The organism is Lysinibacillus louembei (assembly GCF_033880585.1).
Lineage (GTDB): Bacteria > Bacillota > Bacilli > Bacillales_A > Planococcaceae > Metasolibacillus > Metasolibacillus louembei.
The window spans coordinates 2,365,343-2,385,659 of record NZ_CP137624.1; the positions used below are offsets into that span (position 1 = coordinate 2,365,343).

17 protein-coding genes and 1 other annotated feature are annotated in these 20,317 nt (G+C 40.2%); of the genes, 11 read left to right on the forward strand and 6 right to left on the reverse strand.

Annotated elements, in window-relative coordinates; genetic code table 11:
- Window positions 1-157: 157 nt before the first annotated feature.
- The 3 genes from murC (at window position 158) to R6U77_RS11825 (ending at window position 2,486) form a co-directional block, all read left to right on the forward strand.
- Window positions 158-1,462 carry a UDP-N-acetylmuramate--L-alanine ligase gene (gene murC, locus R6U77_RS11815; protein ID WP_319835784.1) on the forward strand — a complete coding sequence of 435 codons (1,305 nt, stop codon included), beginning with the start codon at window positions 158-160 and terminating at the stop codon, window positions 1,460-1,462.
- Window positions 1,463-1,532: 70 nt separating this feature from the next.
- Window positions 1,533-2,006, forward strand: a complete 474-nt coding sequence (locus R6U77_RS11820; RefSeq protein WP_319835785.1) for a DUF948 domain-containing protein — start codon at window positions 1,533-1,535, stop codon at window positions 2,004-2,006.
- Window positions 2,007-2,024: 18 nt separating this feature from the next.
- On the forward strand, window positions 2,025-2,486 hold the full coding sequence (locus R6U77_RS11825; protein WP_293929012.1) for a YtxH domain-containing protein: 462 nt from the start codon (window positions 2,025-2,027) through the stop codon (window positions 2,484-2,486).
- Between the two features lie 85 nt (window positions 2,487-2,571).
- Here R6U77_RS11825 and R6U77_RS11830 read toward each other — a convergent pair whose 3' ends face one another.
- Window positions 2,572-4,713 (reverse strand): cell division FtsA domain-containing protein, encoded by a 2,142-nt coding sequence (locus R6U77_RS11830; RefSeq protein ID WP_319835786.1) that lies wholly within the window; start codon window positions 4,711-4,713, stop codon window positions 2,572-2,574.
- Between the two features lie 177 nt (window positions 4,714-4,890).
- Here R6U77_RS11830 and R6U77_RS11835 point away from each other — a divergent pair, with 177 nt between their 5' ends.
- Together R6U77_RS11835 and ccpA are read left to right on the forward strand one after the other, a co-directional pair.
- Window positions 4,891-5,976, forward strand: a complete 1,086-nt coding sequence (locus R6U77_RS11835; protein ID WP_293929015.1) for a bifunctional 3-deoxy-7-phosphoheptulonate synthase/chorismate mutase — start codon at window positions 4,891-4,893, stop codon at window positions 5,974-5,976.
- 183 nt (window positions 5,977-6,159) lie between these two features.
- Entirely contained in the window at window positions 6,160-7,158 is a 999-nt protein-coding gene (gene ccpA / locus R6U77_RS11840) for a catabolite control protein A (RefSeq protein ID WP_293929016.1), read from the forward strand.
- Between the two features lie 99 nt (window positions 7,159-7,257).
- Here the strand turns inward: ccpA and R6U77_RS11845 are convergent, their stop codons facing one another.
- From R6U77_RS11845 to R6U77_RS11855, 3 genes are all read right to left on the reverse strand, one after another.
- Entirely contained in the window at window positions 7,258-8,406 is a 1,149-nt protein-coding gene (locus R6U77_RS11845; protein ID WP_319835787.1) for an acetoin utilization protein AcuC, read from the reverse strand.
- Entirely contained in the window at window positions 8,403-9,050 is a 648-nt protein-coding gene (locus R6U77_RS11850) for an acetoin utilization AcuB family protein (protein ID WP_319835788.1), read from the reverse strand. The genes R6U77_RS11845 and R6U77_RS11850 overlap by 4 nt, the downstream gene beginning before the upstream one ends.
- A 72-nt stretch (window positions 9,051-9,122) precedes the next feature.
- Window positions 9,123-9,752 carry a GNAT family N-acetyltransferase gene (locus tag R6U77_RS11855; protein ID WP_319835789.1) on the reverse strand — a complete coding sequence of 210 codons (630 nt, stop codon included), beginning with the start codon at window positions 9,750-9,752 and terminating at the stop codon, window positions 9,123-9,125.
- A gap of 238 nt (window positions 9,753-9,990) precedes the next feature.
- Between R6U77_RS11855 and argC the strand changes: the two genes are divergently transcribed.
- The 4 genes from argC to R6U77_RS11875 are packed head-to-tail and all read left to right on the forward strand — an operon-like array spanning window position 9,991 to window position 14,165.
- Entirely contained in the window at window positions 9,991-11,025 is a 1,035-nt protein-coding gene (argC, locus tag R6U77_RS11860) for an N-acetyl-gamma-glutamyl-phosphate reductase (RefSeq protein ID WP_319835790.1), read from the forward strand.
- Window positions 11,026-11,037: 12 nt separating this feature from the next.
- On the forward strand, window positions 11,038-12,261 hold the full coding sequence (gene argJ, locus R6U77_RS11865; RefSeq protein ID WP_319835791.1) for a bifunctional ornithine acetyltransferase/N-acetylglutamate synthase: 1,224 nt from the start codon (window positions 11,038-11,040) through the stop codon (window positions 12,259-12,261).
- Window positions 12,224-13,012, forward strand: coding sequence for an acetylglutamate kinase (gene argB / locus R6U77_RS11870; RefSeq protein WP_319835792.1), 789 nt, complete (start codon window positions 12,224-12,226; stop codon window positions 13,010-13,012). The genes argJ and argB overlap by 38 nt, the downstream gene beginning before the upstream one ends.
- 16 nt (window positions 13,013-13,028) lie before the next feature.
- Complete coding sequence (locus tag R6U77_RS11875; RefSeq protein WP_319835793.1) at window positions 13,029-14,165, forward strand: acetylornithine transaminase; 1,137 nt, start codon at window positions 13,029-13,031, stop codon at window positions 14,163-14,165.
- A gap of 59 nt (window positions 14,166-14,224) precedes the next feature.
- On the opposite strand, the gene R6U77_RS11880 is transcribed toward R6U77_RS11875, so the two are convergent.
- Window positions 14,225-17,062, reverse strand: a complete 2,838-nt coding sequence (locus R6U77_RS11880) for a transglycosylase domain-containing protein (protein WP_319835794.1) — start codon at window positions 17,060-17,062, stop codon at window positions 14,225-14,227.
- 185 nt (window positions 17,063-17,247) lie between these two features.
- Window positions 17,248-17,447: a binding site (T-box leader), on the forward strand.
- Between the two features lie 60 nt (window positions 17,448-17,507).
- Here R6U77_RS11880 and tyrS point away from each other — a divergent pair.
- Window positions 17,508-18,779, forward strand: a complete 1,272-nt coding sequence (gene tyrS, locus R6U77_RS11885) for a tyrosine--tRNA ligase (protein ID WP_319835795.1) — start codon at window positions 17,508-17,510, stop codon at window positions 18,777-18,779.
- 67 nt (window positions 18,780-18,846) lie between these two features.
- On the opposite strand, the gene R6U77_RS11890 is transcribed toward tyrS, so the two are convergent.
- Window positions 18,847-18,990 carry an SAM-dependent methyltransferase gene (locus R6U77_RS11890; RefSeq protein WP_319835796.1) on the reverse strand — a complete coding sequence of 48 codons (144 nt, stop codon included), beginning with the start codon at window positions 18,988-18,990 and terminating at the stop codon, window positions 18,847-18,849.
- Between the two features lie 115 nt (window positions 18,991-19,105).
- Between R6U77_RS11890 and R6U77_RS11895 the strand changes: the two genes are divergently transcribed.
- Entirely contained in the window at window positions 19,106-20,260 is a 1,155-nt protein-coding gene (locus R6U77_RS11895) for a PstS family phosphate ABC transporter substrate-binding protein (protein ID WP_319835797.1), read from the forward strand.
- Window positions 20,261-20,317 lie beyond the last annotated feature (57 nt).

Sequence of the window (20,317 nt, forward strand, 5' to 3'; positions counted from 1 at the left end):
GCTGAAGGTTCATTATTGTGCACTACAGTAGAATTACTGAATACGCCGATAAAGGTGAAGATTTACAGCACCTTTGCGAAAAACAGCAGCTCGTGCTGAATGACGATGAATTTTCTTTAATTTTAAACAGGATCTATGTATCCTAGGAGGTTTCAACATGACACGTTATCATTTTACAGGTATTAAGGGCTCTGGTATGAGTCCATTAGCGCAAATTCTTTTTGATTCAGGTGAGCAAGTTCAAGGTTCAGATGTAGAAAATTATTATTTTACTGAAAAACCATTACGTGATAGAGGAATTACTATCTTACCATTTAATGCAGACAATATTGAACAAGGGATGACCGTTATTGCAGGAAATGCCTTTCCAGATGATCACCCAGAACTAATTCGTGCGCGTGAGATGGGTGTAGAAGTAATTCGTTATCATAAGTTTTTAGGTGATTATAGCAATCGTTATACGTCTATTGCTATCACCGGCTCACACGGAAAAACTTCTACGACAGGCTTAATGAGCCATGTTGTTGGTGGCTATATGCCAACATCTTTCTTAATTGGAGACGGTACGGGAGCAGGAACGGAAAATGCGCAATATTTCGTTATGGAGGCGTGTGAGTATCGTCGGCATTTTTTAGCATACAATCCAGACTATGCTGTAATGACAAATATCGATTTTGACCATCCAGATTATTTTACAAGCGTTGAAGATGTATTTGATGCTTTCCAATCGTTGGCGATGCAAGTGAAAAAGGCGATTATTGCTTGTGGTGATGATGAGCAATTACAGCGTATTCAAGCGCAAGTTCCTGTTGTTTATTATGGCTTTGATGCAGAGAATGATTTTGCAGCACGCAATGTAGTGAAAACAACGAAAGGCACAGAGTTTGATGTCTATGTGCGCAATGAATTTTACTCAAAATTCTTTATTCCGCAGTACGGTGATCATGCGGTATTAAATGCTTTAGCAGTCATTTCACTGTGCCATTACGAAGGGATACCGACGGAGGTTATTCAAGGGCGCTTAGACACGTATGCAGGTGTAAAAAGACGTTTTACAGAAACGATTATCGGGAATACTGTACTAGTGGATGATTATGCGCATCATCCAACAGAAATCGCAGCAACATTGCAAGCAGCGCGCCAAAAGTATCCTGAAAAGGAAATCGTTGCGGTATTCCAACCACATACATTTACGCGTACACAAACATTTTTACAGCAATTTGCAGATAGCTTGAAAGACGCAGATGCCGTTTATTTATGCGATATTTTTGGCTCTGCACGTGAGCAGCTAGGCGCATTAACAATTGATGCATTAGCGCAGCTAGTTGAAGGTAGCAAAGTGCTGCAATTAGATACGGTGGAGCAATTAAAACAGCATGAAGGGGCCGTATTATTGTTTATGGGTGCTGGTGATGTGAATAAATATCAAGCAGCATTTGAGCAATTATTGCAAAATGTCTAGCTCGATAAGCAGGATTTTTTGAAATGTTTGTCGAAACAGAACTATAACTAGCTATAGGAGGTCAATTTTCATGGTAGTCGTACTTTATATCGCTGCATTAGTCGCAGCAATCGGTTTTTTATTTTTATGTGTAAGTATCGGTATGACATTATTCTCAGTAAAAACAACATTAAACAATATTGCAGGAACAGTTGCAGGTATTGAAGGACAAATGGAAGGCATTACGCGTGAAACGACATCGCTTTTGACAAAAACGAATACGTTAGCGGATGATATTACGGAAAAAGCAGAGAAGCTAAATACAGTTGTCAATGCTGTCAAAGGGGTTGGCGATTCAGTAAATGGCTTAAATGAATCTGTTCAGCGTATTACAAGCTCCATTTCTTCAGAGGTAACAAAAAATGAAGAACAGATTGCTCAAGTTGTTCAATGGAGCGGCGTTATGATGGGGATTGCTGATAAATGGCGCAAGCGTAAAACGATAAACCCAGATGATCCAACAGTTTATACAGTTGATGGTGTAAATGCTAAACGCAAAAAATAATGAAAGGATGGATAGACAATGACAGAACAAAAAACAACGAACTTACCACAAGTATACACAACAAGAAATGAAGATATTTATGGTGAGGAAACTATAAATATGAAAGATTTTATTATTGGTGCATTAGTCGGAGGGATAGTTGGCGCAGCAGCGGGCTTACTATTGGCACCAAAATCTGGACGCGATTTACGCGGAGCAGTTGCAACACAAGCTGTATCATTGCGTGATCGCAGTGTAGAGCTTTCTTCAACAGCGAAGGAAAAAACGGTACAGTTGTCAAGCCAATTAAAAGAGCAATCAACTAATTTAGTTGATAAAGTAAAAGCAAAAACAGCAAAAGCACCAACAGTTTTTGACGATGGTACAGTTTCTTCAGAGGGTGAGGAGCCACTTGATGAGATGATTGAAGCAATTGTGGAGCCAGCGGTACAAGAGCCTGCTGAAAATATGTCTGAAATCGCACGTCCATCTTCTATTTAATGCATTTTTCGTAGTGCGTCTTATGGGCACCTCTCAATATAAAGAGGCTTTTTGGAAAGTTGCTACTTTCTAAAAAGCCTCTTTTTTACGTAAACTTAATTTCCAACATATCGCCACCGAAAATTTCTGCATCGAAAGAGGATGGCACACCATTTCTTAAGATGGTAAAACCGCCTTTTGCTTCAGCTGGTAGCTGCCAGCTTGAAAAGCGGAATACATCTTGGAAAATCCAAGGGCTGTGGTCGACTGCATTCACTTTAATTGTAGCGCCATTCGGCACGGTAGCCTGTGGAGATAGGGTAGCGCCGTTGATTACCATTTCACGTACTACTTTCACAAGCTCAATACGTTCACCTTGGAATGTCACAAGGATGCGATCTTCCAATAATAAATCTAAATGATTAGCTAATGTTTGGACAGTCGGTAAAGAATTTTGTGTAAAGGCTAATCGGTCACCGTCCTGTACAGGGTAATGAATTTTGCTTAGCTTGCCATTTATCAATAATTCAGAAGAGAATGTTGGTAAATAGAGCGGCTGCCCATCTATATGTACAACATAGGAGCGCAATTGCTCAAGCAATGCTACATTATTCGTATACTTTAAAATATCCTCCACCGTTTCTACAATTTGAAAATCGACAATATCCCGATCCTGTAAAGCTTGATCTAACGTTGCTAGTTTCGTATTTACATAAACTTTGGGCTCCACCGTATAAGGTGTACCGTTGATTGTCACCTTTTTTGAAAGCGCATCATCCACAATGTCTCGCACAATCGCTGTTGCATCACGTCCATTTTGACCTTCAATAAGCGTAATCGTATCGCCATTTTTAATGGATGATTTCGTGGAAGCTGGTTCTCCATTTAATAAAATTTGTGCAGGCTGTCCATGCTCACCAGCGATAAAAATCGCTTGATTGTTTACTGTAATGGATAGCGCATGTCCTGGTTTACCATAAAGCTGCTTCGCTCGAATGTTGGCTGCTAAAAAGGCATCAGCAATCGTCATTTCCTTTAACTCAAACAAGCGCACAACTTGTTCGTTTACTGTTATGGCCATATATTGAATCGGCGCTTTTTTCGCTGCAATGGCAATACCAATCGGTGTAACAAGCTCTGGCGTGACAGGAATAGAAGGCTCTTTCGTTAAATTTTGAATCGCATCAATGCCGCGCACAGCGACGCGATTTTCAGGTAATTGTAACACTTTACCAAGCTCCGCTGTTAAATTAGGCGTTAAGCTACCGCCACCAACGAGCATTACCGCTTTCGGTGCAAGCTGATTGTTTAAGCGTAAAATTTCTGACCCGATTGCATTTGCTAATGCAGTAATGGATGGGTAAATTGCTTGTAATACCTCCTCATGTGGTAAGTATTGATCAAAGCCTAAAATATCTTGGATTCGTATATCACCATCAGCCTTGTGCAGCTGTCTTTTTGCAGTTTCCGCAACAGGGAAGTCTAATAAATAATAATCGCTTAATGCCTCTGTAATCTCATCTCCCGCTGTTGGCACCATACCATATGCAATAATCGTACCTTTATCCGTAATAGCAATATCTGATGTACCTGCCCCAATATCAACGAGCGCAACATTTAAGCGACGCATTGTAGAAGGAATTAAGACATTAATCGCCGCAATCGGCTCTAGCGTTAATGCTTCCATTTCTAAATCAGCACGTTTTAATGCTGCAAGTAGCGACTCTACAACAACACGAGGTAAAAACGTTGCGATGACTTCGATTGTTGCCTCATCGCCTTGCTGGTCCAACAAGCTGCCAATTTCTTCATCGTCCAATTTATAATACAGTACAGAATAACCAACACAGTAGTAGTGGCTAGCCTTTGCATCCTCTTTTTGTTGCAACAATTGCTGCTGTGCCTGTTGAACAGCCTGTAATTCTAATCGGCTAATATCTTCCTCTGTAAAAATAGGTCGATTTTTAATATTAATTGTAATGCTTGCTTGCTCGGTTTTTAAAGCACGCCCTGCCGCAGCAACACTTACTTTTGTTAAAGGGCCATGCTTTTCCTCTAAAGCCTGTTTAATTTCGTTGATGAGCTCTGCTACGTACAGCACGTTATGTATTTGACCGTCAACCATTGCTCGTTCTTTATGCTCTCGTATGACCATATCAGCGACATGAAAATGCTGATCATGCTCTTCTAAAATAATGCCAACGACAGAGCGTGTGCCGATATCTAAAGCAAATAACTTTGAAGTCATTTGTAATCGCTTCCTTCCTTGATATAACTACAATTAACTTTAGCGAGTTGAAGCGCTAAATTAAAAATGCGTGACATTTATAGATAAGTTGTCTATAATGGTATTATTAATTAAAAATGTATCATATATTTCAGCGTTCTGAAAGAGTATGTACACTCAGGAAGGAGAAAATAAGTAATGAGTCAACACGATTTAGAAAGTTTACGTGGTCAAATTGACGGCTTAAACTTAGAGATTTTACGCTTAATTAATGAGCGAGCAGAGATTGTTAATGAGATAGGGAAGATTAAAGAAAAGCAAGGTGTGAATCGTTACGATCCTTTACGTGAGCGCCATATGCTAGATTTGATTAAAGAGCATAATAACGGTCCATTAAATCAAATGACAGTTGATTATATTTTTAAACAAATTTTCAAAACAGCATTAAAGCAATTAGAAGAAGTGAAGAAAAAAGAATTACTTGTATCTCGTAAAGAAAAGTCAGAAGATACAGTTATTAATATTAATAATGAATTAGTAGGAGCAGGTGCCCCATCATTCGTATTCGGTCCATGTGCGGTTGAATCATACGAGCAGGTGGCACAAGTTGCGGCATCAATTCGCGACAAAGGCTTAAAACTAATTCGTGGTGGTGCATACAAGCCACGTACATCTCCATACGATTTCCAAGGGCTTGGCTTAGAGGGCTTAAAAATCTTAAAGCAAGTATCGGATGAATATGGTTTAGCGGTTATTACAGAAATCGTAACACCTGCTGATTTAGAAGTGGCAGTTGATTATGTTGATGTCATTCAAATTGGCGCCCGCAATATGCAAAACTTTGAATTGTTAAAGGCAGCAGGGGCAATCAATAAGCCTGTTCTATTAAAGCGTGGACTAGCTGCAACAATCGACGAGTTCATTCACGCAGCTGAGTACATTATGTCAAAGGGGAACGAAAATATCATTTTATGTGAGCGCGGTATTCGCACATACGAAAAAGCGACACGTAATACATTAGATATTTCAGCTGTGCCGATTTTAAAACAAGAAACGCACTTACCTGTAATGGTTGACGTAACGCACTCAACAGGTCGTCGCGATTTATTATTACCATGTGCGAAAGCAGCGATTGCCATCGGTGCAGATGGCGTAATGGCTGAGGTTCACCCAGACCCATCGATCGCATTATCAGACCAACAACAACAAATGGACATCCCAACATTTGATGCATTCTACGATGAAGTGTTGAAGTTCATGAAGCAATATGAAGTGAAGGCTTAATTTTAGGAGGCTATCGAAAATTTTTCGGTAGCCTTCAACTGTGCTGAAGAGGTCTTTGAAAGCTGATTTTCCAAGCTTTAAGGCTTTTTTTTGTCGATTTACGTTTTTTATTGAAAAAGGAAATGAAAGTATATATGATGAAGTATAAGAAAAGTTGAGATAAGAGGATTGGAGGCGATTATAGTGACAGTAACAATTTATGATGTAGCGCGTGAGGCCAATGTTTCAATGGCCACTGTATCACGTGTTGTCAATGGCAACCAGAATGTCAAGCCTGCCACTAGAAAGAAGGTATTAGAAGTAATTGAGCGATTAGAGTATCGACCAAATGCGGTGGCGCGAGGATTAGCTAGTAAAAAAACAACAACGGTAGGCGTAATTATTCCTGATATTTCAAATACGATCTATGCAGAATTAGCGCGCGGTATTGAAGATATTGCAACGATGTATAGCTATAATATTATTTTATCGAACTCTGACCAAAAAGAGGATAAGGAGCTAGAGTTGCTTGATACGATGCTCGGTAAGCAGGTGGATGGTGTTGTTATGATGAGCGATAATGTCACAAGCAGCATTCAGCAGGCGATTAAATCTTCACCTGTGCCAATCGTCTTAGCAGGCTCTGTTGATGAGAAAAAAGAAGCAGCCTCTGTTAATATTGATTACTATCAAGCAGCATATGAGGCAGTGCGTATTTTAGTGGGAAATGGTCATAAGCGTATTGCGTTTGTATCAGGCCCATTAGATTATACAATTAATGGAATCTATAAATTAGCAGCGTACAAGCAGGTGCTAGAGGATGCTAACATTGAACTTGATGAGCAGCTTATCGTAGCAGGTGATAGCACATATGATGATGGCATTTCAGCATATGAGGAGCTAGCAGTAATTTCAGCACCACCGACAGCATATTTTGCTGGGAGTGACGAATTAGCTCTAGGACTTATTCACGCTGCACAGGATGCAGGTAAACATGTACCAAACGATATTGAGGTTATCAGCTTTGAAAACTCGAAGCTTGCGCGTATGGTGCGTCCACAATTATCGAGCGTTGCTTTGCCGCTTTATGATATCGGTGCAGTAGCGATGCGATTGCTAACGAAAATTATGAATAAAGAAGAAGTGGCGGAGCAAACAGTTGTGTTACCACATCATTTGGAAATCCGCCAATCAACGAAATAGTAAACATGGGAAGGGGGCTGCTTAAAAAGCGGTCCCAGTTTTTTTATTATTACTACTTAAAATTAGCTGTAGGAAACACTCATATTTCCTACAGCCATTCTATTTATTCAAAATATGTAATGCTTTTTGCAGCATTTGTGCATTTTTTTCCTCTATTTCTGTTTTGCGAGGAATTGGCTCGTATAAAGGCTTTGGGTCTTCCCATGTTGGTATTAACTCAACGGGGGCCTCTTGCTGCCAATGAGCAAGCCACTTCTCTGGCAATGGACCTGTTGGGCAAGGTAAATCATTCATTTCTGTCCAAAGCATTGCCCAGGCGCGTGGTACGACACGCCAAATATCATAGCCACCACCGCCGACACCAATCCATCTACCGTCGCAATATTCATGTGCTAATTGATGTGCGAGCCTTGGAATTTCCTTGTAAATTTCCATCGTGCCATATAAATGGGTCAGCGGATCAAAATAATGGGCATCTGCACCATTTTGCGTAATCACAACATCTGGTTTAAAATGCTCAAACACAGCACGCATCGCTTGTTCATAAATCGTTAAGAAGCTTTCATCCTCTGTAAAGGCATCCATTGGGAAATTAAACGATGTGCCGTAGCCTTGTCCGCTGCCACGCTCTGTTACATTGCCTGTGCCAGGGAATAAATAACGTCCTGTTTCATGAATTGACAATGTGCATACATTCGGGTCATCGTAAAAAGACCATTGCACGCCATCTCCATGATGTGCATCCGTATCAACGTATAAAACACGCAAGCCGTATTTTTTTTGGATGTAGCGAATCGCTATACTGCTATCATTATAAATACAGAAGCCTGAAGCTCGTCCATAAAAGCCATGGTGTAGCCCGCCACCTAAATTAAGTGCATGACGTGCCTTTCCTTGCAATACGGCATCGACGGCTTGTAGTGTACCACCAACTAACAGCGCGCTCGCCTCGTGCATATTTGGGAAAATGGGAGTATCCTCTGTACCGATGCCATAGCGTTCACCTTGTTTAGCTGAAAGCTCACCATGTCCAGCCTTTTTCACAATATCGATATATTTTTCATCATGTGCCAGTGCAATTTCCTCGTCTGTAGCGAGCCGTGCTGGAATAATATCCTCATCTTTTAAAGCGCCAATTTCCTTTAGCAAATCCATTGTTAAAATTAACCGTTTATGATTAAACGGATGTGTGTCCGAAAACTTATAGCCGAGCTGATCAGGCGAATAAACAAAAAGTGCGTTTTTCATATTTGTATCCCTGGGACATTTGGCCATAAAACATCAAAGCCTGCTTTGCGTAAATCTTGAATAATTGCTAATGGATTAATAATTTGTAGTCGGACGCTTACAATTCGGTTTTCCTCGTTTCCAGTATCAGGGTAGATGAGCACGCTTAATACATTGACTTTATGGTGCATAAATATTTTTGAAATATCATGCAGTACCCCAGCTTTATCAGAAACGCGAATATCGATTTTAGAGCTCGGTTTGTGGGCTCCAGTCAATTCGATATACGTATATAAAAGGTCTGTTGTTGTAATAAGACCAACTAATTGATTACGAGAAACGATTGGTAGACAGCTAATTTTTGCTTCATAAAGGGTTAATGCTGCCTCCTCTACTAAATCTAATGGGTGGCCGACAATCGGATTTTTAACCATAATATTGTTTAAAGGTGTATTTTTAATTGTAGCTTTTTCTTGCTCTTCAACATCATCAGGGAACGCATACTTCACATCATGCTCTGTTATAATTCCAATTACTTCATTGTCAACATTGACAATCGGTATATGACGTATATCGTGCTCACGCATTAAATGTGCAGCTTCTCCTACTGTATTTGTAGGCAGCAATGTATGCACATTTCTTTGCATCATTTCTTCAACAATCATTTTTTAAACCCCTTTGTTTAAAGTTTAACTTGAATCGGTAGAAATCCTGCAATTACGTTAAAGTGTAATTGACTAAATAAAGCGCCTTTTAAAACGTAAGCGGTCAAAGCGCTCCATTGTTTCTGCATCGACACGTTTACCAACGCGTCCCATTAGACAGTTTGCTGGGTGAGAGGTGATTTCTGGGTCATCTGTCGTAAAAGGTTCAAAGCCTACAGAACTCATCATACGTTCCATCATTTTGCGATATTCCCATACATTTAGCCCCGTGCCCTTCAAATCCCAATGCCAATAATATTCCGTTGTAATGACAAGGTAGTCTTCCATTGCATCGTCCGCAAACGATATTTCAAGCAGCTTTTTTCCTACCCCTGTGCTGCGATAAGCTGGAATAACCTCTATTGCACCTAGCTCTATCATATTGTCAATTTTGTCCTCTGCCCAGCGCTCAAGTGGATCAGGGTATAAATATGTCACATAGCCGACGATGAGCTCTTCGTTTCGGACGATAATGATGCGTCCCTCCTCTAATGAGGCGATTTTAATTAAAGCCTGTTGTTGCTGCGCAGCAATTCGGAATGAAACTAGCTCATCATGAAAGGCATAACGAGCTAATTGTTCAGGATGTACAGGACCTTCAACATATACTGTGCCATGCCGCGTCTCCATTGCAGTGCTGAAAAAGGTTTTTTTATGCTCCATTTATACACCACCTAATTATTCTAATTTCCATTATACAAAACATTTTAAGAAAAAGGGAGTAGAGGCAAAAAGTTAGCAATCAAGACTTAACAGGACGTAAGACAGCTGCCTAAAAATTGAGGAAATCTGTTTAATGCAACTCATCGATATAATTTTCAGTAAAATAAATAAAAATTCAGTTGACTAAATAATTATACATATTTATACTAATGCTATCTTATATTTTGGAGGGACGGCCATGAAAGTTGGAATTATCGGTGCGACAGGATACGGAGGACTTGAATTAATCCGCTTTTTACACAATCATCAAGAAGTCGAGAAAATTGAATTATTCACTTCATCAGAGGAAGGTGCTGTTTTTTCAGCGAAATTTTCTCACTTAGTGGGGATTGAGGATCGGCCACTTCAAAAAATTGACGATGAAGCATTACAGCATTTAGATGTCGTTTTTGCAAGCACTCCATCAGGGGTAACGAGCAGGCTATTGCCATCGTTGCTACAAAAAGGACCTAAATTAATTGATTTATCAGGCGATTTTCGTTTGAAAAATCTAGCAAGCTATGAGCAATGGTATAAAAAAACACCTGCACCACAAGAGGCGGTGGAGCAAAGTGTCTACGGTTTATCAGAATGGAATGAGCACAACATTGCAGAGGCGCATTTAATTGCCAATCCAGGCTGTTATCCGACAGCAGTTTTACTATCCATCTTGCCATTAATAAAAGATAACTTAATTGACCCAAGCTTTTTAGTCATTGATGCAAAAAGTGGTATATCAGGTGCAGGGAATAAGCCATCACAGGCTAGTCATTTTAGTGAAGCAAATGAAAACTTCTCCATTTATAAAATAAATAAGCATCAGCATATTCCAGAAATCGAGCAAGCGATTGCAATGTTTGCCAATGTGGAAACAAAAATTTCATTCAATACACATTTAGTGCCGATGACGCGCGGTATTTTAGCTACATCCTATGCTGCTGTGCAGCCTAATGTGACACAGCAACAATTGATTGACTGCCTGCAAGCAACATATGCCAAGCATCCATTCGTACGTGTAGTTGAAGAGGCATCTTCCATCGGTACAAATCGTGTGAAAGGCTCTAATTACTGCGATATTTATGTGCAATTAGATGCGCGCACAAATCGAGCAACGATTGTCGGCGTTATTGATAATTTAGTAAAAGGTGCGGCAGGGCAAGCGATTCAAAATATGAATATACAAATGAATTTACCACAAACAATGGGCTTACAAATGGTGCCATTATTCATTTAAGGAGGAAAATACATGTCAGCTATTATTGAATTAAAAAAATTATCAGGTAAAAATATCGTATCGCCAAAAGGCTTTACAGCAGCAGGTGTACACTGTGGCTTAAAGCATAAGAAGAAGGATTTAGCCTTGCTAGTTAGCGAGGTGCCAGCAAGCGTTGCAGCAGTGTTTACGACGAACGCTGTGCAGGCAGCTCCATTAAAAGTAACAAAGGAAGTTGTTTATGAAACGAAAAAAATGCAGGCGATGTTTGTCAATTCAGGTAATGCCAATGCATGCACAGGCAAGCAAGGGCTAGCAGATGCCTATGAAATGCAGAAGCTAGCAGCGGAAAAATTAAATATTGATGCCAGTTTAGTAGGAGTTGCTTCTACAGGCGTCATCGGTGAAATCATGAAAATGGAGCCTGTGAAAAAAGGCATTGAGATGTTAATACCGAATGATGATTTAGAGAGCAGCATTGATTTTGCTCAGGCGATTTTGACAACGGATACTGTCATGAAAAATACAACCTATGTTACAACGATTGATGGCAAGGAAGTTGTTATTTCAGGCACTGCGAAAGGCTCTGGTATGATTGAGCCAAATATGGCGACGATGCTCGGCTTTATTACGACAGATGCCAATATTGAATCAAGCGAGCTACAAAAAGCATTATCCCAAATTACGGATTGTACATTTAACTCGATTACAGTAGATGGCGATACATCAACAAACGATTTAGTTGTTGTCATGGCAAACGGCCTTGCGGGGAATGAAACGTTAACGCCCGTACATCCTGAATGGGCAAATTTCTACACAGCATTACAAGCTGTAGCAGAGGACTTAGCAAAATCGATTGCGCGTGATGGGGAAGGGGCTACAAAATTAATTGAGGTGGAAGTAGCAGGCGCATGGAATGATGCGGAAGCACGTAAAATTGCCAAATCGGTCGTAGGCTCGCCACTTGTCAAAACGGCGGTATTTGGCTGTGATGCTAACTGGGGACGCATTATTGCAGCAGTTGGTTACAGCGGGGCAACTGTTGATCCAGATAAAATTACGATTCAAATTGGCGGTGCCACAATGGTGGAAAATGGTGAACCAATCGCTTTCTCAGAGGAGCAGTTGATTGCGATTTTAAAGCAGCATGAAGTCAAAATTTATGTTTCTTTAGGTCAAGGAGATGGGCATGGCTTTGCATGGGGGTGTGACTTAACGTATGACTACGTCCAAATCAACGCATCATATCGCTCGTAAAATTGTCATAAAATTAGGGGGAAGCACATTAGAGGGGCTGAACCCTGCTTTCTTTCAAAAAATACTAGCACTGCAGCAGGAGGGCTACAAAGTCATCATCACACACGGTGGTGGCCCAGCCATTAATCGCACATTAGCAACGAACAATGTAGCATCACATGTCATTAATGGCATACGTGTCACAACAGCTGAGGCAATCGACTTGGTGAAAACAACATTAATCGGGCAAGTCAATCCATTTCTTGTGCAGCAATTAAATGCGGCAGGGATACAGGCGGTTGGATTAAATGGCTTTGACGGTCATTTACTAGCAAGCACCTTTTTAGATGAGGCAACATACGGCTATGTAGGACACATTAAAAAGGTCAATACAGAGCTGTTAGATGCCCTCTTAACAGCCAATATCGTCCCTGTTATTGCATGTATCGGTGCAGCGAGAAATGGGCAAGCATTAAATATTAACGGAGATACAGTGGCAAGCGAGGTTGCTTTAGCGACAAAAGCGGAAAGCTTACTACTTGTTACAGACGTTTCAGGTATTCGTATTGAAGGTGAGTACCAATCAGAAGTAACAGAAGTAGCAATTAATGAATGGATTGCAGAAGGCCATATTTACGGTGGAATGATTCCAAAAGTGCAAGGAGCGCTCGCTTGTTTAGCGGCGGGCATTCCTGCTGTTCAAATTGTAGATGATACGCTTGACGGCACAAAAATAAGTGCCAGGCACACACACAATTCTCACACAATTTAAAGGAGACGATAACAAGATGAGCGCATTATTTCAAAATTATGCAAGACGACCTGTCCATATTGTGGAAGGCAAAGGAACGATTGTTCACGACAATCAGGGGAAACGCTATATTGATTTTACAAGCGGTATTGCAGTTTGCACACTCGGTCATGCCCATCCAGCCATCGTGCAAGCATTACAGCAGCAAAGCGAGAAGCTATGGCATGTGAGCAATTTGTTTGAAAGCCCAGAGCAGGAAAAGCTAGCGGCATCATTAGTGCAGGATTTGCCGTTATCCTATGCTTTTTTCTGTAATAGTGGGGCAGAGGCGAATGAGGCAGCGATTAAATTGGCGCGTAAACATACAGGCAAGCATCATATTATCGTTTTCGAACAATCCTTTCATGGGCGTACATTTGGCGCAATGTCTGCGACAGGGCAAGATAAGGTGAGAAATGGCTTTGGTCCATTAGTTGAGCAATTTACAACATTGCCATTTAATAATGAAGCAGCACTTGAAGCGGCAATTGATGATACGGTAGCGGCAATTATGCTAGAGCCGATTCAAGGGGAGGGTGGCGTCAATGTTATTACACCGCAATTTGCGGAGACTATCCAAAAAATTTGTGACGAGCACGATATTTTATTAATTGTAGATGAAGTACAAACAGGAATTGGGCGCACAGGTACGCGCTTTGCCTTTGAGCAAACGGCATTAAAGCCTGATATTGTTTCGATGGCAAAGGGGTTAGGTGGAGGTTTCCCAATTGGTGGGATACTAGGCGCAGCAAAATTATTTGATACCTTTAGTGCGGGAACACATGGTACAACATTTGGTGGTAATCCATTAGCGGTCGCTGTTGCACAAACGATTGTTGAGCATGTTTTTAATGAAGCATTTTTACAGCGAGTACAAGAGAAATCAGCCTATTTGCAGCAAAAGCTACAGCAAGCATTTACGGATGAAAAATTTGCGATTCAAGGAAAAGGCTTAATGCTTGGGCTATACTGTGGTGGAGATGATGTCGCAAGCTATGTGACACAATTAGAGCAGGCAGGCTTGCTCGTTGTACAGGCGGGGCCAAACGTTATTCGCTTATTGCCACCATTGACGGTAAGTGAGGCAGAAATCGATAAGGCTGTAGCCATTTTACAACAAGTATTAGTTAGTTAAAAAAAGGAAAAGCGAGTCAATTCGCTTTTCCTTTTTTGTATTGTTAAAAGTAGAAATTGTTATTCGGCTGGATCTTCTATCTCTTCAACAGGTGGTTGCTCCTCTGCTGGTGGTGTTTCTGTATTTTCATCAGGTACTGGCTCCTCTTCAACAGGTGGTGGAGCAGCAGTTTCAATCGTATTAGAAGGCGCAGATTGACGACCCGTAATATCGACAGCGACTACGTAGTAGTTTGCACCAATAGAGATCGTAGCACGACGACCTTGCTCAAAGCGATTTGTCGCAATCAACTGCCCATCTGTTGAATAAACTCGATAGCCGATCACATCATTTGAAGCAGATTTCGTCCAAACTAATGTATTTCCTTCAAGTGTAGCAACAACAGCTGCTGGTGCAGCCTCATCCGCATCAAACGCAGCGCCTGTTACGGCAGATGAACTTAAGGAGGAATTGTTAGGTAAAAGCTTCGCTGGATCTCCGCCTAAAGAACCGAGCATGCGTTTAACGAATTCTTGATTTAAGCCAACACCGCCCATCGTAATAAATTCGGAAGGGGTAGAAGGCAGCGCACTATAAGATTTGCCGTCAATCGTAACAGATGATGAAGAAATTAAGCTATCATCTGGACGAGATGGTAAAAAGACATTGCGGTTAAATAAATCTGAACGTACAAGACCTGCGCTGGAGCAAGCATTAGAAGGCGCTAAGCCTGAAATTCCACAAAATGATGCAGTTACCACATTTGCAGGCTTTTCAAATCTTTCTTTCGTTCCAACAAATTCAGGGTCAATATCGTAAATTGTATTCATTAAAGTTGCCCAAAGTAAATTAACACGGGTACTTGGCTGATTATATGTGTTATTAAATGTGTTAAGTGAACGAGGCTGATCATAGCCCATCCATACCCCTAATGAAATGTTCGGGTTATAGCCAACTAGCCAAACATCGTTATAATCATTCGTTGTTCCTGTTTTGGCTGCAAAATCAGATGAAAATTTCAACGTGCTTTTTGCTCGTGTACCTGTACCATAGTCAAGCACATCACGCAGCATATCTGTCACAATATAGGATGTTTCAGGTGAGAATACTTCAGTAGGCTCAATTTCATGCTGGTAAATGATATTGCCATCTAAATCGACAATTTTATCAATCATATAAGCATCGATAAATTGGCCACCATTTGCTAATGTTGCAAAGGCATTTGTATTTTCCTCAACCGTTGTCCCATTTGTAAGACCACCAATTGCCGTTGCTAAATTGACATAATCGACTTCAGTTAAACGAGAAAAGCCCATTTTAGCCAGATATTCGGCAGGTCGATTTGATAATATATCATCATATAAGCGCAATGCCGTTAAGTTTTGAGAGTGAGCCAATGCCTCACGTGCAGGCATAATCCCTCTTTCTTCATTTTCAAAGTAGTTTTTAGGGCTATAGCCATCAAAGCTACGCTTAAATTTCACATCGACAACAGGGCTACCAGCACCGATTTTGCCATATTCAATGGCTGGGCCGTATGCTAAAAGGGGCTTCATTGTTGAACCATTTGGACGATATGCTTGTGTTGCATGGTTTAGTTCTATGATATTAAAATCACGTCCACCAACAAAGCTCAAAATACGTCCTGTTTTATTTTCTATAACAATGCTACCTACTTGTACAGGCATTTCAACTGTAATTTCTTCACCTGTTTCTTTATCGACGGCTGTCGTTGTATACGTATGACCGTAATATTGGAAGTTTTCAGCTGCTGTTTTCATCGCATCATACATTTGTTGGTTGATTGTTGAATAAATGCGATAGCCCTTTGAACGTATGTCACGGTCAGCTAAAATCGTATACTTTTCAAGCAATTGGTTCTCTTCCTGTAAACGCTTCGGATCAATTCCATCCTGTTCAGCTAAAATTTCTGCAATTATTTTTCTTGCGCGATTCTCAAGCTCATATGTTAGCCATGGGTAACGGTCCTCAGGGCGCGCTTCAGGCTCTCTAAAATCTTGTGTAATATCATAAGCAATCGCCTCTTGATAATCGCTTTCTGAAATATAGCCTGCTTCTTTCATTCGGTACAGCACTGTTTTCATACGGTCAATTCCTGGCTGCAAAGCTTGTGCCGTTTTTAATTGCCCTTGTTGTGTAAACGGTGTGTGGGCAAATGGCGCCTGCGGAATTCCCGCAATATAAGCTGCTTGTGGTAAGTTAAGCTGTGAAGCTTTAATGCCGAATATGCCATCTGCTGCTGTTTCAATTCCTGCAATATTGCGGCCAGATGAATTACGACCATACGGGATAATATTTAAATATGCTTCTAAAATCTCTTGCTTTGTCATAAATTTTTCAAGACGCAATGCTAGTAAAATTTCCTTCGCTTTACGCTCATATGACACTTCATTTGTTAATATTTGGTTTTTGATAAGCTGCTGTGTTAATGTGGAACCACCTGTTTGTGTAGATGAGTTTGTAAAGTCTTGTAGCAGCCCACGTAAAACCGCTTTTGGTACGATGCCATTATGCTCACGGAAATACTCATCCTCGGTTGCAAGAACCGCATCAATTACAGTGGGTGAAACATCCTTTAAAGATGTTTCACGACGCTCTAAATCTGTGCGCAGCTTCCCGATATAAATATTATCAGCAAAATAAATTTCGCTTGTTTCCTCGTAATTGAAAATGAGCTCTCGCATATTTTCTTTTGAGCGTAGTGGCTCATCTTTTACAAGTGATGCAAAATAGCCTGCCCCTACCGCTCCAGCAAATACTGTGAACGTTACTAACATAATGAGCAATAATAATGATAGATTCCAAATAACGCCACCTGTAATACGGAATGCACGCATCCATTTCATATTTGTAAGTGACTCTATTTTTTTATTTATTTGCATTAACCATTCTTTCAATGTAACGCCTCCTTGAATTCATTTATCATCAGTAAAAAAATGATGATAAAGCCTCCGACAAATATAGGGAATAAAAGTTCAAATTAAAATTAGCCAAGGCGTATTTGATTATAGCACATTTTCTCGATAGCTAAAATATAGTTATTGACAATAGGCATAGTTTAGGTAAAATAGTCTGTATAGTTTTTCAAGCATTGAAGAGATTGCAGTAATGTTTTCATTCCCTGTCAAGAGAGCTAGCGGTAGGTGGAAGCTAGTCATAATGGTAAACATGAATTACGTTCTTGGAGCTTGGACGTTTGCGTCGCGTTAAGACGATTGAGAGGAAGATACATAATCTTCAAGCTGGGTGGTACCGCGTTATTTGATAAATAGCGTCCCTGCATGCATAAACTTGCGTGTAGGGGCTTTTTTGTTTCTATGCGTAAAAATAGGAGGATACAACATGACAAACAAACTAATTGAAGATTTAAATTGGCGCGGTTTGTTATACCAACAAACAGACGCAGAAGGTATGGAAAAACTGTTAAATGAGCAAACGGTATCATTGTACTGTGGCGTAGACCCAACAGCTGATTCAATGCATATCGGGCATATCGTGCCACTATTAACACTGCGCCGCTTCCAGCAAGCAGGGCATAAGCCAATCTTATTAGTTGGTGGAGCAACAGGGATGGTAGGTGACCCATCTGGACGTTCAGAGGAGCGTCAATTGCAAACGGTTGAGCAAATTGACCGCAACGTACAGGGCATTAAGAAGCAATTAGAGCGTATTTTTGATTTTAATTCAAGCGCAGATAACACAGCGAAACTTGTCAACAATCATGATTGGATTGGCAAAATGAGCACAATCGAATTTTTACGTGATTTTGGGAAGCTTATCAATGTCAACTACATGCTAGCAAAGGATACGATTGCCTCTCGTTTAGATACGGGTATTTCATTTACAGAATTTACGTACACAATTATTCAAGGTATTGACTTTAATCATTTATACGATAACCATAATGTGCGCATCCAAATTGGTGGCTCTGATCAATGGGGCAATATTACAACAGGTCTTGAAGTTATTCGTAAAACACATGATGATAATGCCAAAGCATTTGGTTTTACAATTCCGCTAGTAACGAAGGCAGATGGCACAAAATTTGGTAAAACAGCAGGTGGCGCTGTATGGCTAGATGCGGACAAAACGAGCCCATACGAGTTCTACCAATTTTGGATTAACACAGGCGATGCGGATGTTGTGAAATACTTAAAAATCTTCACATTCCTATCGCGTGAGGAAATTGAAGCATTGGAAGTAAGCGTGCAGGAAGAGCCACATTTACGCAAAGCACAAAAAACTTTAGCGGAAGAAATGACGCGTTTAGTTCATGGCCAAGAAGCATTAGAGGCAGCACAGCGCATTACAGTAGCCCTATTCTCAGGTGACTTAAAAGCGTTATCAGCAGTAGAAATGAAGGATGCATTTAAAGATGTCCCTTCTATTGAAATGCCAAAAGAAGATAAAAACATTGTGGAATTGCTTGTGGAAGCGGGCGTTTCACCATCAAAGCGTCAAGCGCGTGAAGATGTAACAAACGGTGCCATCAGCATCAACGGTGAAAAAGTAACAGACTTAGAATACACAGTAGATGCAAAGGATCGTTTAGAGGACGCCTTTGCGATTATCCGCCGTGGTAAAAAGAAATACCATATGGTGAAGTTTAACTAAAGATAGTAAAAAACGGGCATGTCTGAAAAGATAGTATCTTTTCGGGTAGCCCGTTTTTTACTATAACTTATTTTTTAACAGCATGAACAAAATGAAATGTTTCGAATGCTGATAAATAATCGGAGCAATTACTAAAAAATTGCTGATGAATAGCAGCAGGTGGTAAATGCTCATAAATAAGCAAACCAGCATTTTCTAACATTTTATCCATTTCATTTAAAAGTGCTAGAATTAAAAAATACTTGTAAGAACCACATTGGGTAATTTGATAAAATTTGGAACAAATTCTTGTTTACTATCGTTTATGTTAAAAGGGGGATGATTATATGATGGAGAAAATAGGGAGCATTATATTGTTAACCATTAGTTTTTTGTTTTTAGGAGCACCAGTGTTCTTTGTAGCACTGCTGTTTTTGCATCAAAACTACATATGGTTTTTTGGCGCTATTGTTTTTGTTATTTATATTTTACTTGTATTAAGGGTTTTACAATTTTTCACAACGAAAAGGCGTAAGCAATTGATAGCGCTTATTATGCTAGGAGTTATGACTATACCAACAGTGTTAGCAGGACAAGCATATTATGAAAGCAAGCTAGCTACAGTAGATAGCGAGATTGATATATGGACCTATCATCCTTTCACTGAAGACAATCAAGTTGTACAGCTAGGTGAGCAATCGACATTAACATTGAATGGTACAATGCCCAAAATCGATGGTGCAACGGCACTGTATCCATTATATGCAGCATTTGTAGAGGCTACCTATCCAGAAAATCCTGATTATTTTGGGGGGACAGTCATGGTCAATAAAACACCTGATGCTTATAGCAACGTCATAAATCGTAAAGTGAATGTGATTTTTGCTGCTGGGCCATCAGAGCGTCAATTAAAAATGGCAGAGCAGAAAAAAATTGATTTACAGATGACGCCAATTGGTAAAGAGGCATTCGTCTTCTTTGTTCATAAAAACAATCCAATTGATAGCTTAACATTAGAGCAGGTTCGGGGTATTTATGCAGGGGAGATTACAAATTGGTCACAAGTAGGTGGTGCAAATGCAAAAATTCGTGCCTTCCAGCGTCCAGAGGATAGTGGTTCTCAAACAGCATTGCAACGTTTAATGGAAGAGACAGCGATTATGGAGCCTGAAAAGGAGGACATCGTGTCTGGGATGGGTGGTATTATTCAGGAGGTCGCACAATATAAAAACTACAAAAATGCACTTGGCTATACATTCCGCTATTATTCAACGGAAATGGTGCAAAATGACCAAATTAAATTATTAGCAATCGAGGGAATTGAACCTACAAAGAACAATATTTGCAATAACACATATCCGATTACATCAGAATTTTATGCCATAACGGCGGGTGCACCAAATGACAATACTGAGAAGTTGATTGAGTGGATACTATCACCACAAGGGCAAGGGTTAGTTGAAAAAGTTGGCTATGTGCCTGTGGATGAAACGAATAAATGATTACCTTGATAAAATCCATAGAGCATGTCGAAAGCTATGTGGATTTTATCAAGGATT

Excerpts from the sequence above, each read along its gene's own strand:
- murC (WP_319835784.1), top strand. The coding sequence starts at position 158 with ATGACACGTTATCATTTTACAGGTATTAAGGGCTCTGGTATGAGTCCA.
- R6U77_RS11820 (WP_319835785.1), top strand. The coding sequence starts at position 1,533 with ATGGTAGTCGTACTTTATATCGCTGCATTAGTCGCAGCAATCGGTTTT.
- R6U77_RS11825 (WP_293929012.1), top strand. The coding sequence starts at position 2,025 with ATGACAGAACAAAAAACAACGAACTTACCACAAGTATACACAACAAGA.
- R6U77_RS11830 (WP_319835786.1), bottom strand. The coding sequence starts at position 4,713 with ATGACTTCAAAGTTATTTGCTTTAGATATCGGCACACGCTCTGTCGTT.
- R6U77_RS11835 (WP_293929015.1), top strand. The coding sequence starts at position 4,891 with ATGAGTCAACACGATTTAGAAAGTTTACGTGGTCAAATTGACGGCTTA.
- R6U77_RS11845 (WP_319835787.1), bottom strand. The coding sequence starts at position 8,406 with ATGAAAAACGCACTTTTTGTTTATTCGCCTGATCAGCTCGGCTATAAG.
- R6U77_RS11850 (WP_319835788.1), bottom strand. The coding sequence starts at position 9,050 with ATGATTGTTGAAGAAATGATGCAAAGAAATGTGCATACATTGCTGCCT.
- R6U77_RS11855 (WP_319835789.1), bottom strand. The coding sequence starts at position 9,752 with ATGGAGCATAAAAAAACCTTTTTCAGCACTGCAATGGAGACGCGGCAT.
- argC (WP_319835790.1), top strand. The coding sequence starts at position 9,991 with ATGAAAGTTGGAATTATCGGTGCGACAGGATACGGAGGACTTGAATTA.
- argJ (WP_319835791.1), top strand. The coding sequence starts at position 11,038 with ATGTCAGCTATTATTGAATTAAAAAAATTATCAGGTAAAAATATCGTA.
- argB (WP_319835792.1), top strand. The coding sequence starts at position 12,224 with ATGACTACGTCCAAATCAACGCATCATATCGCTCGTAAAATTGTCATA.
- R6U77_RS11875 (WP_319835793.1), top strand. The coding sequence starts at position 13,029 with ATGAGCGCATTATTTCAAAATTATGCAAGACGACCTGTCCATATTGTG.
- tyrS (WP_319835795.1), top strand. The coding sequence starts at position 17,508 with ATGACAAACAAACTAATTGAAGATTTAAATTGGCGCGGTTTGTTATAC.
- R6U77_RS11890 (WP_319835796.1), bottom strand. The coding sequence starts at position 18,990 with ATGGATAAAATGTTAGAAAATGCTGGTTTGCTTATTTATGAGCATTTA.
- R6U77_RS11895 (WP_319835797.1), top strand. The coding sequence starts at position 19,106 with ATGATGGAGAAAATAGGGAGCATTATATTGTTAACCATTAGTTTTTTG.